We start from the raw sequence: 14,242 nt of genomic DNA on the forward strand, positions 1-14,242 counted from the left end.
ATGTTCAACTGGATCGTGCGCAGCAGCCTGCGCAATCGCCTGTTCGTGCTCGCCGTCGCGGCTTTTCTGCTGGTGTGGGGCGCCGTCAGCGCTTGGCGCACCCCCGTGGACGTGTTCCCCAACCTGGACAAGCCCCTGGTCACCGTGCTGACGGAGGCCGGCGGCATGGCGCCGCAGGAGGTGGAGCAGCTCGTCACCTTCCCGCTGGAGACCGCGCTCAACGGCATGCCGGGCGTCACCCGCGTGCGCTCGATGTCCGGCGTGGGCCTGTCCATCGTCTATGCCGAGTTCGACTGGGGCACCGACATCTACCGCAACCGTCAGCTCGTCGCCGAGCGCCTGGCGCTGGCGCGCGCGCAGTTGCCCGCCGGCATCGAGCCGTCGATGGGACCCGTGTCCTCGATCATGGGCGAGATCATGCTGATCGCGCTGCCGATCACCGCGCAGGCCCAGGACGGCGCTTCGCCCATGCAGGCGCGCGAGTACGCGGACTTCGTGCTGCGCCCGCGCCTGCTGTCCATTCCCGGTGTGTCGCAGGTGATTCCGATCGGCGGTGACGTGCGCACGCTGCGCGTCGCACCGGACACGGCGCGCATGGCGCAGTTCGGCGTCTCGCTCAACCAGGTGGAGCAGGCCATGAAGGGTTATGCCTCCAATGCGGGTGGCGGCTTCATCGACCTGAACGGGCGCGAGTACCTGATCCGCCACGTCGGCCGCACGGCCGACCGTGATGCGCTGGGCGGTGACCTGGCCGGCGTGGCCGTCGCCTGGAAGGACGGCCGCCCCGTGCTGCTGGAGCAGGTGGCACAGGTCGGCTTCGCGCCGGGCCTCAAGCGCGGCGATGGCGGCTACAACGGCGGCCCCGCCGTGATCGCCAGCGTGCAGAAGCAGCCCGGCGCCGACACCGTGAAGCTCACCGCTGCCGTGGAGGCGGCGCTGCAGGAGCTGGTGCCCGGCCTGCCCAAAGGCCTGGCCCAGCCGCAGGTGCTATTCCGCCAAGCCGACTTCATCCGGGCCTCGGTGGGCAACGTGGGCGAGGCGCTGCGCGACGGCGCTGTGATGGTCGCGGTCATCCTGTTCGCTTTCCTGCTGTCGGCGCGCACCACGCTGATCTCGCTGCTGGCCATCCCGCTGTCGCTGGCGGTGGCGGCGCTGGCCTTCCGCGCCTTTGGCCTGTCGATCAACGTGATGACGCTGGGCGGGCTGGCCATCGCCATCGGCGAACTGGTGGACGACGCCGTGGTGGACGTGGAGAACATCCTGCGCCGCCTCAAGCAAAACCGCGCGGCGGACGATCCGCTGTCGGTGCTGGAGGTGGTGCGCCGCGCCAGCGTGGAGGTGCGCTCGGGCATCGTTTACGCCACGCTGGTCGTGGTGCTGGTGTTTGTGCCGCTGTTCGCGCTGCCGGGCATCGAGGGGCGCTTGTTCGCGCCGCTGGGCGTGGCCTACATCGTCTCCATCCTGGCCTCCATGCTGGTGTCGATGACGGTGACGCCGGTACTGGCCTACTACCTGCTGCCGCGCATGAAACGCATCGACCACGGCGACAGCCCGCTGGTCGCGTGGCTCAAGCGACTGGATACGAGGGTGCTGGCTTGGTCTTTCCCACGGGCGAGGGCGCTGGTGGCTTGCGCTGCCGTGGCGGTGCTGCTGGCTGGGGCCAGCGTGCCGTTCTTCCCGCGCGCTTTCCTGCCCGCGTTCAACGAGGGTTCGCTGGTTCTCGGGCTCGTGCTCTCTCCGGGCACCTCGCTGGAACAGGCCAACCGCATCGGCGCCGAGGCCGAGCGGCTGATCGCCGAGGTGCCCGAAGTGCGGCAGGTGGGCCGGCGCACCGGCCGCGCCGAGCTGGACGAGCATGCCGAGGGCGTGCATGCGGCCGAGATCGACGTGGACCTCAAGCCCTCGGCGCGCAGCCGCGAGGCCATCATGGCCCACATCCGCGAACGCCTGGCCCTGCTGCCCGCGCAGGCCACCATCGGCCAGCCGATCTCGCACCGCCTGGATCATTTGCTCTCGGGCGTGCGGGCGCAGATCGCGCTCAAGGTCTTCGGCGATGACACGGATGCGCTGCGGGGGCTGGCCGAGCAGTTGCGCGGCCGCCTGGCCGGCATTCCGGGCCTGGTGGACCTCACGGTAGAAAAGCAGGTGCTGATCCCGCAGATCACCGTGCGCATCGACCCGCGCAAGCTGGCGCAGACGGGCCTGGCGCCTGGCGAGGCGGTGCGGCTGCTGAAAGCGCTGACCGACGGTGCGCACAGCGCCGAGATCGTGGACGGCCCGCGCCGCTACGACCTGGTGCTGCGGCTGCCCGACCAGCGGCGCAGCCCGCAGGACCTGGCCGCCACGCTGATCGACACGCCAGCCGGGCGTCTGCCGGTCTCTGCCTTCGCCACGGTGGCGGAAGAAGACGGCCCCAACCAGATCGGCCGCGAGAACGGACGCCGGCGCATCGTGGTCTATGCCAACACCGATGGCCGCGACATGAGCGCCATCGTCGCGCAGATCCGCCAGGCCATCGGCGAGACACCGTTGCCGCTGGGCTACTTCATCAGCCTGGAGGGCCAGTTCCAGGCCCAGGAGCAGGCGGCGCAGTTGATCGGCGCGTTGTCGCTGGTCTCGCTGGCGATGATCTTCCTGGTGCTGTACGCGCGCTACCGCTCGGCGGTGCTGGCCGGCATCGTGATGGCCAACATCCCGTTGGCGCTGATCGGCAGCGTGGTGGCGATGTGGATCGCGGGCGTGAGCCTGTCTGTGGCCTCGATGGTGGGCTTCATCACCCTGGCGGGCATCGCCACGCGCAACGGCATCCTGAAGATCAGCCACTACATCAATCTGTGCAAGTTCGAGGGGGAGACCTTTGGCATGCCGATGATCGTGCGCGGCTCGCTGGAGCGGCTGACGCCGGTGCTGATGACGGCCTTGGTGGCCGCCTTTGCGCTGACGCCGCTGCTGCTGGCCGCCGATGCGCCCGGCAAGGAAATCCTGCACCCGGTGGCGGTGGTGATCTTCGGTGGGCTGGTCAGCTCGACCGTGCTGGATACGTTGCTCACGCCCGTGCTGTATTGGCTGCTGGGTCGCAAGCCCACCGAGCGGCTGCTGCAGGCGGAGCCGGAGGCCGCAGGCCAGGTGCCAGTGCCGCAGGAGGCGTACTGATGCGGGGTGACGCACACCCCGCCTGAATGCTGTTTCGACAAGGCTTTGCGGCGCCGCCTTTTTTGCAAGCGCGCTGCACCCTGAAAGGATGATCCGATGAACTTCAAACCTGCCTCCCTGCGCCTGCTGGCGGCTTCTGCCTTGTGCGCGGCTTCTCTGCTGGCTGCTCCCACTGTCTTCGCGCATGGCGATGCCAAGCCACAGCATGGCGGCATCGTGCGAACCGCCAGCGACCTGTCGTTCGAGCTGGTGGCCGCCGCCGATGGCGCGACGCTGTATGTCATCGACCACGGCAAGGACTACGACACCGCCGGCGTGAGTGGCAAGCTGACCGTGCTCAATGGTGCGGACAAGTCCGAGGCCGACCTCAAACCCGCCGGTGGCAACAAGCTGGAGGCCAAGGGCGTGAAGCTGGGCAAGGGTGCCAAGGCTGTGGCTGCGTTGCAGACCGCCGACAAGAAGACCGTGACCGTTCGCTTTACGGTCAAGTAACGCACCAAGGGTACGCTGGCGCACCATGAAACACGCTTCCATGCCTTGGCCCGCCCTGCGGGGCGGCCTGTTGGCCTTGCTGGCCGCAGCCCTGTTTGGCATCAGTACGCCGCTGGTGCAGCGCATCGGCGCGGGCGTGGGTGCGTTCTCGACGGCGGCGCTGCTTTACGCAGGCGCAGCCATCGTTGGCCTGCTCTCGCGTCAGCGGGTGGACAAGGAAGCGCGGCTGGTGCGCGGCGACTTTCCGCGCCTGCTGGCCATGGCCGCCTTTGGGGCGGTCCTGGGGCCGGTCGCGCTGGCCTGGGGTTTGCAGCACACCAGCGGCACAGGCGCTTCGCTGATGCTGACCCTCGAAGCCCTGTTCACCGCGTTGCTGGCACGGCTGCTGTATGGCGAGACCATGGACCGGCGTGTCTGGGCCGCCATGCTCCTGCTGCTGGCCGGAGGCCTGGCCCTGGTGCTCGATCAGGGGCGCGAGGGCGGCAGCCAGCTTTGGGGGTTGCTCGCCGTGCTCGTCGCCACGATGGCCTGGGGCACGGACAACACCTTGTCGCGCGCGCTGGCCGAGCGTGATCCCGGCCAGGTGGTGCTGGGCAAGGCCGTCCTGGGGACTTCGGCCACGGCCCTACTGGCCGTTTTGGCGGGGGATCCGTTGCCGACGCTGGGCGCGGCCCTGGGCCTGATGGCCGTGGGTGCCACGGGCTACGGCCTGAGCCTGCGCTTTTACCTGCTGGCCCAGCGGGCCTTCGGCGCGGCGCGCACGGGGTCGGTGTTTGCGTTTGCACCCTTCATCGGCGCCGCGATCGCCATGGCCCTGGGAGACCGCAGCGGCACGTGGATCATGGCGGTGGGGGGCCTGCTGATGGTGCTGGGGGTAGTGCTGCACCTGGCGGAGTCGCACGGACACGAGCATGCACATGAGCGGCTGGAACACGAGCACGCACACAGCCACGGCGACGGCCACCATGACCACGCGCACGATCCCATGCCTGTAGGCACGCACAGCCATGCCCACGTACACGAGCCGATGGTGCATGTGCACCCGCATGTGCCGGATGCGCACCATCGACACGAGCACTGACATTTGCTCAGAATGACCTTGAACGGGCTGGATCGAAATGCGAAAGCATGTCTCGGTGCACGCTCAAGCGCCCGTTTGGCCGCCACATAGGGCTCAAGCTACCAGCAGACGCGCCAAGGTGGCCGCGAGGCCGATCACTGCGCACGCACCCAGCAGTGGCATCACGCCCAGCTTGAAACGGAACAGGGCCACCGCGGCGCCCAGTGCGATCAGGGCCGAAAGCCAGTCGAATGCGCCGCTGAAGCCCTGAGGCCACAACACGTGGTACGCGAAGAACAACGCCAGGTTGAGGATCACGCCCACGACGGCCGCCGTGATCGCCGACAGCGGTGCGGTGAAGCCGAGTTTGCCGTGCGTGGCCTCGATGGCCGGGCCGCCCGCCAGGATGAAGACGAAGGACGGCAGGAAGGTGAAGAAGGTCACCACGGCAGCGGCCAGTGCGCCGCCGAGAAACAGCGCATCGGGGCCAAGCACCTGCTTGAGCCAGCCGCCGACGAAGCCGACGAAGGCCACCACCATGATCAGCGGCCCCGGGGTGGTCTCGCCCAAGGCCAGACCGTCGATCATCTGCGCGCCCGAGAGCCACTGGTGATGCTCCACCGCGCCCTGGTACACGTAGGGCAGCACCGCGTAGGCGCCGCCGAAGGTCATCAGTGCGGCCTTGGTGAAGAACCAGCCCATCTGGGTCAGCGTGCCCTGCAGCCCCTGTACCGCGACGAGCGTACCCATCGCGAGCGCCCACAGCCCCAACCCGGCGGCGAGAACCTTGGCCAGGTGGCTGCGCGAGAAGCGCGCGTGCGCCGGCGTCGGCGTGTCGTCGTCGATCAGGGCCGGGCCATAGCCTTGCTGGGCACCGCCATGGCCGCCGCCGAGTGCGAACACGCCCGGCGCCCAACGGGCACCGAAGTAGCCGATCAACGCGGCGGCCAGGACGATTGCCGGGAAGGGTGTGCCGAAAGCGAAGATCGCAACGAAGGCCAGCGCCGCGATGCCCCACATCCAGCCGTTCTTGAGCGCCCGGCTGCCGATGCGGTGCGCGGCATGCAGCACCAGCGCCGTGACGGCCGGCTTGATGCCGTAGAAGATGCCCGCCACCACCGGCACGTCGCCAAAGCGCAGGTAGATCCACGACAGCGCGATCAGGATGAACAGCGAGGGCAGCACGAACAGTGCGCCGGCCACGATGCCGCCCCAGGTGCGGTGCATCAGCCAGCCGATGTAGGTGGCGAGCTGCTGCGCCTCCGGGCCGGGCAGCAGCATGCAGTAGTTCAGCGCATGCAGGAAGCGCTTCTCGCTGATCCAGCGCCGCTGCTCCACCAGTTCGGTGTGCATGATCGCGATCTGCCCGGCCGGCCCGCCGAAGCTGATGAAGCCGAGCTTGAGCCAGAACCAGAAGGCCTCCCGAAAACTCACGGGCGCGGGCGCTGCATCTTGCTGCTGCGGGCGTTGGAGAACGGCACTCATGAAGAGGCTCCCGGCGCCGCGTAGAGCGCATCGAAGACCGCGGATGCGGCGAGGACCAGTCGATCGTCGTCGGCATGCACTTCGCGCAGGCCGTCGAGCACGGCTTCCAGCCCAGCCGCTTCGGCCACGGGAATGCCGCCGACGTCGAGGTAATGCACGGCCCCGGCGATGCGCTGCAGCTTCGGATCAGCGTCCAGGCCGAAGCTCGCGGCCATCACCTCGAAGGTCACGCGTGCGCCGACGTGGGTGAAGCGGGCGCCGTCGTAGTCGAAGCCGATGACGCCGCGCGGCGCCTTCCTGGCATCGCTCAGCCAGGTGAACTTGGCCTTGGGATCGATGAAGCGCCGGACCAGCCAGGCGCAGGCCAGCCGGTCCACCCAGGGCCTTGCCCGGGTCGCCCAGGCCTTGCCTTTGAACTTGGCGGGGTCGAGCCGCTCGATGCCATCGTCGGCGCGCGGCTGTGGCTCGCCCTTGGAGAAATGGTTGTCGAAAGCGCGCCGCAGCGCCAGGAGGTCCGAGTCGGCCTGCTGCGCGGCGGGGCCGGGGTAGTAGTCGATGCGTCGCAGCGTCTGCAGGGCATCCGCCACGCCGCGCAGGCGGCGCCGTGTCTCGGTTTCGCCCAGCTTCTCGAGTTCGGCCTGGAGCGCTGTGGCAGTGTCGCGCCATTGCGCGTAGGCCTCGGTCCGGTCGAACTGGGCCAGCACCTCGGCGCGTTGCGCCTCGTCGCGCGGCGACAGGATCAGGACAGAGGCCGTGCCGCCGTGCTCCCGGACCTCGGTGGCCAGGGACTCCAGCGCCGCCGCGTGTTTATCGGGCAGCAGGTAGGCGCCATCGCGCAGGGCGGCGCAGCCCAGCGCCTTGAGGGCGCGCCAGATGCGCAGGCGCACGGCGTTGGGCTGGGTGGGGAGCGTGACGATCAGGATGGACCACATCCAATGAATCATACGCTACAGATATTGAAATATTTATCTCTAAATTTTTGGTGTAGCTGAGTGATGGCTGGGGCACGGCAAACCGTTGATGGCGTCTCGGCGTACCGCCGTCGGGCTCGCGGGCTGCGCCCCGCGCCTCGTTCCGAGTCGCGGCCATTCGGCTTTGATCCCTGACGCCTCCGGCCCTCTCGGGCCTGCGCGCTTCGCTTGCCAAAGGCAGGCATGTGTAGGGGGCGGGGTGTGGGCGGTCTTGCTGTTCCCTTCACCGTATCACGGCGCTCTCGCCGTCAATGACTGCGCGTGCTTGCACGCTTGCGGCCTGGTGGCCGTCTTCGATCTTTGACCGCTTGCTCTGCGCCGTGCTGGCGACGGTTCCGGGCAATTCCGCCCGAGTAACCGGAGTTCATCATGAGCGACAAATCACACGTTTCCATCGAACAGCACATTTGCCTGGTCTGCGGCGCGGCCTTCGAGACGGGCAGCATCCTGTTGGACCGCCGCCTGCGCGCGAGCATGGAGCATCACACGAAGACGGGCTGGGGGCTGTGTCCCGAGCACCAGAAGCTGGCCGATGACGGCTTTGTCGCATTGGTCGAATGTGATCCGCAGCGCAGCGGCTCGCAGGCCGACGGGCGCATGAAGCCCGAGCAGGCGTACCGGACGGGGCGGCTGGCCCATCTGCGGCGCACAGTGTTCGCCCAGGTGTTCAATGTGCCGATCGCGGATGAGCAGGCCTGCGTGTTCGTGGAGCCTGGCGTGATCGACCACTTGCAGTCAATGACGGCGCCAGCGGCGAACTGATCTCGCCGTGCTGCCTTCGGTGCGTCATTCCTTCGGGAGCGACGCACTTTTTTTCTGCTACGCCTGGTGCCGGTGCCTTCGCGCCCCTGGCGAGGCGCTGCGCGCTTCGCTTGCCTCCAGGGGAAAGCCCTGCGGGCTATCCCCGCCGCGCAGGCTTGGCGCCCCTGAACACCGCCGACCCGGCTGCGCCGGATCGGCCAGACAGCAGCCGCATCAGGCCCACGATGCCTTGCGTGTGCTCGTCCTGATTCTGTCGTTCCTTCGTCTTTGAAGTCCGGGCGTCCCCGGCCACCTGGGAGATGGCCGGTCGCGCTGTCGTGCGCGTAGCGCATCGAGCCGCCTGCGGCATCTCGCCCCCTGAGGGGCTTCCATCGTTTCCTCGCTCCGCTCGGCTGACGCCTCCGGCCCGGCTTCCAGCTTCGGGCCTGCGCGCTTCGCTTGCCGTGCGGTCGGCATGTAGAGGGCCGTTGCCATGTCCAGCCGTCTTCCCTGACCTCATCACCTTGTCCGCGACTGTAGCCCGCGCCCGTGTGCCGTCAAGGCGCGCAGGGCCGTGTCCTCGGCTGCGCCTGCGGGCCGCACCCACCCTGCGCTTGTCTCCTTGACGGCCCCCGTCCGCGCGCTCCTGACCGTCGCGGGCGATGAACTCAGGAAAGACGGTGGCAACAGGGCCAACCGGGTTCTTCGTGCCGACCGCACCGAACAGCCGAAAGGCTGGGCTCCGAATCTAGGAATCCGGTGTGCGGTTTCTTCAACAGCCAAGTCAGGAGAAAGACATGCTTGCAACCCGTTTCGCTTCCCACTCCCCAGCATTGCGCAGCGACTACCCGCTGTCCGATGACCAGATTCGTAGGGTGGCCCCGTCCATCTTCGCGGACGCGCCACATGAAAGCCGTTCCGAGCGGTACAGCTACATCCCCACCGCAGCCGTGCTGACCGAGCTGCGCAAGGAGGGGTTTCAGCCCTTCATGGTGACGCAGACCCGCGTGCGCGATGAAGGCAAGCGCGAACACACCAAACACATGATTCGCCTGCGCCACGCCAGCCAGATCAACGGCGCAGAGGCTAACGAAATCGTGCTGCTGAACTCGCACGACGGCACCAGCAGCTATCAGATGCTGGCCGGAATGTTCCGTTTCGTGTGCAGCAATGGCCTTGTTTGCGGCGACACCGTGGCGGACGTGCGCGTACCCCACAAAGGCGACGTGGCCGGTTCCGTTATCGAAGGCGCTTTCGAGGTGTTGAGCGGCTTCGAGCGCGTGAAGGAATCCCGCGACCTGATGCGCGGCATCACCTTGGACGATGGCGAATCCGAAGTGTTCGCCCGCGCCGCGCTTTCCCTCAAGTACGACGACCCGGACAAGCCCGCGCCCATCACCGAATCGCAAATCTTGATACCGCGCCGGTTCGACGACCGCCGTCCCGACCTGTGGAGCGTGTTCAACCGCACGCAGGAGAACTTGACCAAGGGCGGATTGCATGGCCGCAGCGCCAACGGACGCCGCCAGCGCACCCGCCCCGTGCAGGGCATTGATTCCGATGTGCGCCTCAATCGCGCCCTGTGGCTGCTGGCCGATGGCATGCGCCAGCTCAAGGCTTGAGCCGTTCCCCCGCCGGAGGGGCGGTTCCCCTCCATTCCTTTGTTTCACTTGACTGGAGATACACCATGAACGCCGTTACCCAAACCGAAGCCCGTGCCATCCAAGCCCCTGCGCTGGAAGCCGCCGACCCGACCAAGAACCTGATTCTGGTTCCGCTGTCGCGGCTGGTGCTGCGCCCCACGGGTCGCAATGTGCGCAAGACCCCGCGCATGTCCATCCACGAACTGGCCGCGAGCATTCAGCGCGTGGGCTTGCTGCAAAACCTGATCGTGATTGCATCCGCCGATGGCGAGCATTACGAAGTCGTGGCCGGTGGCCGTCGCCTCGCAGCCCTCAAGCTGCTGGCGAAGAAACACCGCATCCCGAAGGAGTGGGCGGTGCCTTGCCTGCTGGTGGCCGATGGCACGGCCCGCACCGCCAGTCTCACCGAGAACGTGCAGCGCGAAGCCATGCACCCGGCAGACCAGTTTGAAGCCTTCGCGGCGCTGGTGGCCGAAGGCCGCCCCATCGAGGACATTGCGGCGGATTTCTCCGTCACGCCGCTGGTGGTGCAGCGCCGCTTGAAGCTGGCGAATGTTTCGCCGCGCTTGATGGCCGACTATCGGGCCGATGCCGTGAGCCTTGACCAGTTGATGGCGCTGTCCATCACCGACGACCACGCCGCGCAGGAAAGCGCCTTCTACGACGCGCCGACATGGCAGCGCGGCCCCTCCGCGCTGCGCGAACGCCTGACCGAGCGGGAAATCGACGCCTACCGGCATCCGCTGGTGCGCTTCGTCGGGCTGGACACCTACGAGGCCGCAGGCGGTGGCGTGCGCCGTGACCTGTTCGCGGAAGGCGATACGGGCGTGTATCTCGCCGACGCCGCGCTGTTGGAACGGCTGGCGCAAGACCGGCTGGCAGGCATCGCCGCCGCTGTCCGCGCCGAGGGTTGGGCATGGGTGGATGCCACGCCGGGCCTGACCCATACCGATCTGCACGCTTTTCAGCGTGCGCCGAGGGAACGGCGCGAGCCGAACAAGCGTGAGGCGCAGCGCATCGAAAAGCTGCAAGCCAAGATGCACGAACTGGCCGAAGCGGTGGATGCCGCAATGGACGCCGAGGACGAGGACAAGGCAGACGCCTTGCAGGAGGAAGGAGAAGCCTTGGGCGAGCAGTTGCAGGCAATGGAAGATGGTTTGCAAGGGTATGCCCCGAGCGTGAAGGCCGCAGCCGGTGCCATCGTCACCATCGACCGCAACGGTGAGGCCGTGGTTCATCGTGGGCTGCTGCGCGAAGCGGAAGCGAAAGCACTTCGCACGCTGGAGAAGCTGCGCCAAGGTTTCGGCAGCGTGGAAGGCGAAGCCGAGAGCGGCAACGAAACTGAGGACGACGAGCAGCCCAAGACCGCCGCCATGTCCGATCGGCTGGCGCAGCGGTTGAGCGCCCACCGTACCGCCGCGCTGCAAATCGAAGTCGCCCGGCATCCGCAAACCGCGTTGGCTGCTGTGGTGCATAGCATGGTGCAGACCGTCTTGCAGGAACGCCACTACGGCCACGGCTTACCGCTGGGAGTAAGCCTGAAAGTGCAAGACCGGCTGGAAGGCATGGCCCCGGACTGGCCGGAATCCCCTGCGGCCGTGGCGCTGCGCGAACTGCAACAGGTGGTGGGCGAAGCCTTGCCGGAGGACAGCGCCGAACTGTTCGCCGCGCTGCTGGCGAAGCCGCAAGATGAACTGGTGCGGCTGCTGGCGGTATGCGTGGCCTCCACGGTGGACGTGGTAACGCTTCGCACCACGCAGCGCCAGCCCGGCGCGGAACTGGCGCAGGCCGTGGGCTTCGACATGGCCGCATGGTGGACGCCGACCGCAGAAGGCTACTTCAAGCACGTTTCCAAGGCCGTGATTCTGGATGCCGTGGGCGAGTACGCGCCGGAGCACGTCACCCGGCTGGCGAAGTTGAAGAAGGCCGACATTGCCAGCGAGGCCGAACGGCTGGCGGATGGCACGGGCTGGATGCCCGCCATCTTCAAGGCCGAAGGCCCGCAGCAGGCAGCGCAGGAAAGCGCGCAGGAAGAAGGCCCGGAGCAGGACGCCCCGCAGGATGCCGAGGCAATGGCGGATGAACCCGCCGTGGCGCTGGCCGCTTGACCCGCGCCGAAGGCAAGCGCCCCGGCTTCAACCGGGGCGCTTCGCAGGAAGGAGAAGCTCCATGAACCATACCACGCCCCCCCCCGCGCATGGTGGCGATCTATGGCCCCGGCACGGTGCGCGCCCGCCGCTGGCACGGCGCAGGCGACGTGCGCGGCTACCATCCGCCTTCGGGCTGGACGGCCCGCGCTGACCTCACCGACATTCATCCCATCACGGGCCGCACCTTGCCGCGTGCCGTGTGGTGGCTCATCGAGACGAAGGAATGACGCCGGCACTGGCCCCAGCGTTTCGCGCTGGGGCCGGTGGATTCAAAAATCCGGGCGCGGCAGTGGCCGCGCCCGGTGTTGAAGGCCAACAACCGGTTCAGAGCGCCGCCGCCTTCGCGGCGGCGTCAGACGATGCCGTGCTGCCTCAACAGCGCCTGTTCATCGCCTGATACCCAGCCGAATATCTTGGGTTCGCCGTCAAGCTGCTGCACGAGGTAGTGAACGTCGAAGTCGATGGACACGTCCGGGGTTGCGCCCCGGTCATAGGTCGCCGTCCAGGCGACGTGTGCAAGGCAATGGTGTTCGTCGATGGGGTCGATGCGAACACCGCGCAGAACCATATCCTTTGTGCCGAGCTGGCGGTAACGCTCGAATCCTTGGCTCATGACCTGTTTCAGTTGCTTGTCGTTCTGGCCGGCCATGACACCGGCCGGCGAGGCAGCGATGAAAGCTGTGGCATAGGACGAGGCGACTTGCTCCATGTCCGCTTCGTTTTTCAAGCCTTGGCGGAAGAAGTCCTGGTATCGCTTGAAGAACTCATGGATGAACTTTTCTTCCATCGGTGCTCCCTGGTTTTGGGCCATCGCTGTTCATGCCCATCATGGTAGAGCGTGTCGGCGCAATGCGCCGCCGGGCTTTCGGGCTGCGCCCCGTGCCGTCTTTGCCGTCACGGCCATTCGGCTTCAATCCCTTGTATCTTTGAAATGCGTGTTCGGCAGTGCCGTCACGCCCGGACCTGTCAGGGTTCGGGGTTGGCCGCAGCATGTAGCCCGTCATCCCTCGGTGCCCATGGAGCCCGTGCGTGAGTCTTGGGCGCATGCTCGCGCCCGATCTCTGAGAGCCCGAACAGTTGCATGAACGCCGTTCGCATTTGCAAGGAAGGGACGCGGAGATCATGGCCAATCAAATTGCAGTCGGTATCGACATCTCCAAGAAAGCCATGGATGTAGCCATCGGGCACGAGCAGCCCACGGCCATATTCAGCAACGATGGTGCCGGGCACCAAGCGTTGATCGAAGAGCTGAAAAACCATCAGGTCTCGCTGATCGTGATGGAGGCGACCGGGCAGTACCAACTGGCCTGTGCCTGCGCGCTCCAGGCTGCGGGATTCGCGGTCGTCGTGATCAACCCTCGGCAGGCGCGGGACTTCGCCAAGGCCATGGGGCGCCTGGTCAAGACCGACAGCGTGGATGCCCGCATGCTGGCTGAGCTGGCCCAGGTGCTGAATCTGCGGCCGGATCGAGACCGCTTCATCAAGCCGATGCCAGACCAGGCTCAGCAGTATCTGCATGCGCTGGTGCTTCGACGCCGGCAACTGGTGCGCCTGTTGGTCAGTGAACGCCAGCGCAAGCACATGGCGCACGCGGAGGTGGCGCAGGACATTGCGCAACTGATGGATGTGCTGTCGAGACAGCTTGAAGCGCTGGATCGGAGGATTGCGGAACACCTGGCGCAGCACCAACCCAATCTGGCCGCCTTGCTCAAGAGCGTCAAAGGGGTTGGCCCGGCAACGGCTGCGACGCTGATGTCCGAGCTGCCAGAGCTTGGTCAGCTCAAGGCCAGGCAGATCTGTGCGCTGGTGGGCGTTGCTCCGATGAACCGGGACTCGGGCCAGGCCCGCGGCAAACGCTTCATCTGCGGCGGACGTGCCACGGTCAGGAGTGCCTTGTACATGGCCGCTATCGTCGCCATGCGTCACAACGCCGTGATACGGCACTGCTATGAGCGTCTTCTAGCGGCGGGCAAGCCGAAGAAGGTTGCCATCGTGGCCTGCATGCGCAAGCTGCTGATCATCATGAATGCCATGGTCAAAAGCGGGCGGCCATGGAGTGATCAACTGGCACAAGCATGAAATGGTGATTCAGAATGCCCAATCGCCTGCGCGGGAGGAGTTCAGACCCTGCGGCCCTCTGCGTCCACGATCGCCTCGCCATCCTCTTTGTTGAACGCGCCGCGCTGCGGCTGCGGCAGGATGTCCAGCACGGCCTCTGAGGGCCGGCACAGGCGCGTGCCCAGCGGGGTCACCACGATGGGCCGGTTGATGAGGATGGGGTGCTGGAGCATGAAGCCAATCAACTGCTCGTCACTCCACTTCGGGTCATCGAGGCCCAATTCCGCATAGGGCGTGCCCTTCTCACGCAGCACGGCGCGCATTGGCACGCCCATGTCCTGTGATCAGGCGTTGCAGCGTTTCGCGGTCAGGCGGTGTCTTCAGGTATTCGATAACGTTCGGCTCTTCGCCGCTGTTGTGGATCAGAGCCAGCACGTTGCGCGACGTGCCGCAGGCGGGGTTGTGGTAAATGGTGATGTTGCTCATGAG

Annotated in this window: 11 protein-coding genes and 1 pseudogene; 8 read left to right on the plus strand and 4 right to left on the minus strand. The window is 66.8% G+C overall.

All coding sequences use genetic code 11. The features are described 5' to 3' along the window. The 3 genes from FYM52_RS03740 (at window position 1) to FYM52_RS03750 (ending at window position 4,726) form a co-directional block, all read left to right on the plus strand. Window positions 1–3,153 carry an efflux RND transporter permease subunit gene (locus tag FYM52_RS03740; protein ID WP_154163136.1) on the plus strand — a complete coding sequence of 1,051 codons (3,153 nt, stop codon included), beginning with the start codon at window positions 1–3 and terminating at the stop codon, window positions 3,151–3,153. 96 nt (window positions 3,154–3,249) lie between these two features. Next, window positions 3,250–3,645, plus strand: a complete 396-nt coding sequence (locus FYM52_RS03745) for a hypothetical protein (protein WP_179954928.1) — start codon at window positions 3,250–3,252, stop codon at window positions 3,643–3,645. 25 nt (window positions 3,646–3,670) lie between these two features. Continuing rightward, the gene (locus FYM52_RS03750) at window positions 3,671–4,726 is read left to right on the plus strand and encodes a DMT family transporter (RefSeq protein ID WP_154163137.1); all 1,056 of its coding nucleotides are present in this window, start codon (window positions 3,671–3,673) and stop codon (window positions 4,724–4,726) included. 93 nt (window positions 4,727–4,819) lie between these two features. On the opposite strand, the gene chrA is transcribed toward FYM52_RS03750, so the two are convergent. Then, a complete protein-coding gene (gene chrA, locus FYM52_RS03755; protein ID WP_154163138.1) occupies window positions 4,820–6,190 on the minus strand; it encodes a chromate efflux transporter in 1,371 nt (456 codons plus the stop codon). Continuing rightward, complete coding sequence (locus FYM52_RS03760) at window positions 6,187–7,122, minus strand: chromate resistance protein ChrB domain-containing protein (protein ID WP_043371969.1); 936 nt, start codon at window positions 7,120–7,122, stop codon at window positions 6,187–6,189. The genes chrA and FYM52_RS03760 overlap by 4 nt, the downstream gene beginning before the upstream one ends. A 408-nt stretch (window positions 7,123–7,530) precedes the next feature. Here FYM52_RS03760 and FYM52_RS03765 point away from each other — a divergent pair, with 408 nt between their 5' ends. The 4 genes from FYM52_RS03765 (at window position 7,531) to FYM52_RS03780 (ending at window position 11,922) form a co-directional block, all read left to right on the plus strand. Then, a complete protein-coding gene (locus tag FYM52_RS03765) occupies window positions 7,531–7,923 on the plus strand; it encodes a hypothetical protein (protein ID WP_043371971.1) in 393 nt (130 codons plus the stop codon). Between the two features lie 776 nt (window positions 7,924–8,699). Further along, window positions 8,700–9,524 (plus strand): DUF932 domain-containing protein, encoded by an 825-nt coding sequence (locus tag FYM52_RS03770; protein WP_043371975.1) that lies wholly within the window; start codon window positions 8,700–8,702, stop codon window positions 9,522–9,524. A 65-nt stretch (window positions 9,525–9,589) separates the two neighbouring features. Further along, on the plus strand, window positions 9,590–11,653 hold the full coding sequence (locus FYM52_RS03775; protein ID WP_154163139.1) for a ParB/RepB/Spo0J family partition protein: 2,064 nt from the start codon (window positions 9,590–9,592) through the stop codon (window positions 11,651–11,653). A gap of 89 nt (window positions 11,654–11,742) precedes the next feature. Further along, window positions 11,743–11,922, plus strand: a complete 180-nt coding sequence (locus tag FYM52_RS03780) for a hypothetical protein (protein ID WP_043371977.1) — start codon at window positions 11,743–11,745, stop codon at window positions 11,920–11,922. Between the two features lie 125 nt (window positions 11,923–12,047). Here the strand turns inward: FYM52_RS03780 and FYM52_RS03785 are convergent, their stop codons facing one another. Next, the gene (locus FYM52_RS03785) at window positions 12,048–12,482 is read right to left on the minus strand and encodes a nuclear transport factor 2 family protein (RefSeq protein WP_154163140.1); all 435 of its coding nucleotides are present in this window, start codon (window positions 12,480–12,482) and stop codon (window positions 12,048–12,050) included. Between the two features lie 335 nt (window positions 12,483–12,817). On the opposite strand from FYM52_RS03785, the gene FYM52_RS03790 reads away from it, so the two are divergent. Then, window positions 12,818–13,774, plus strand: coding sequence for a transposase (locus FYM52_RS03790; protein ID WP_154163141.1), 957 nt, complete (start codon window positions 12,818–12,820; stop codon window positions 13,772–13,774). A gap of 41 nt (window positions 13,775–13,815) precedes the next feature. Here the strand turns inward: FYM52_RS03790 and arsC are convergent. Further along, window positions 13,816–14,239: pseudogene (arsC, locus tag FYM52_RS03795) on the minus strand (arsenate reductase (glutaredoxin)). Window positions 14,240–14,242 lie beyond the last annotated feature (3 nt).

The sequence above is a fragment of the Comamonas sp. CAH-2 genome (genome assembly GCF_009668305.1).
In the GTDB taxonomy this organism is placed as follows: Bacteria; Pseudomonadota; Gammaproteobacteria; order Burkholderiales; family Burkholderiaceae_C; genus Comamonas; species Comamonas aquatica.

Excerpts from the sequence above, each read along its gene's own strand:
- FYM52_RS03740 (WP_154163136.1), top strand. The coding sequence starts at position 1 with ATGTTCAACTGGATCGTGCGCAGCAGCCTGCGCAATCGCCTGTTCGTG.
- FYM52_RS03745 (WP_179954928.1), top strand. The coding sequence starts at position 3,250 with ATGAACTTCAAACCTGCCTCCCTGCGCCTGCTGGCGGCTTCTGCCTTG.
- FYM52_RS03750 (WP_154163137.1), top strand. The coding sequence starts at position 3,671 with ATGAAACACGCTTCCATGCCTTGGCCCGCCCTGCGGGGCGGCCTGTTG.
- chrA (WP_154163138.1), bottom strand. The coding sequence starts at position 6,190 with ATGAGTGCCGTTCTCCAACGCCCGCAGCAGCAAGATGCAGCGCCCGCG.
- FYM52_RS03760 (WP_043371969.1), bottom strand. The coding sequence starts at position 7,122 with ATGTGGTCCATCCTGATCGTCACGCTCCCCACCCAGCCCAACGCCGTG.
- FYM52_RS03765 (WP_043371971.1), top strand. The coding sequence starts at position 7,531 with ATGAGCGACAAATCACACGTTTCCATCGAACAGCACATTTGCCTGGTC.
- FYM52_RS03770 (WP_043371975.1), top strand. The coding sequence starts at position 8,700 with ATGCTTGCAACCCGTTTCGCTTCCCACTCCCCAGCATTGCGCAGCGAC.
- FYM52_RS03775 (WP_154163139.1), top strand. The coding sequence starts at position 9,590 with ATGAACGCCGTTACCCAAACCGAAGCCCGTGCCATCCAAGCCCCTGCG.
- FYM52_RS03780 (WP_043371977.1), top strand. The coding sequence starts at position 11,743 with ATGGTGGCGATCTATGGCCCCGGCACGGTGCGCGCCCGCCGCTGGCAC.
- FYM52_RS03785 (WP_154163140.1), bottom strand. The coding sequence starts at position 12,482 with ATGGAAGAAAAGTTCATCCATGAGTTCTTCAAGCGATACCAGGACTTC.
- FYM52_RS03790 (WP_154163141.1), top strand. The coding sequence starts at position 12,818 with ATGGCCAATCAAATTGCAGTCGGTATCGACATCTCCAAGAAAGCCATG.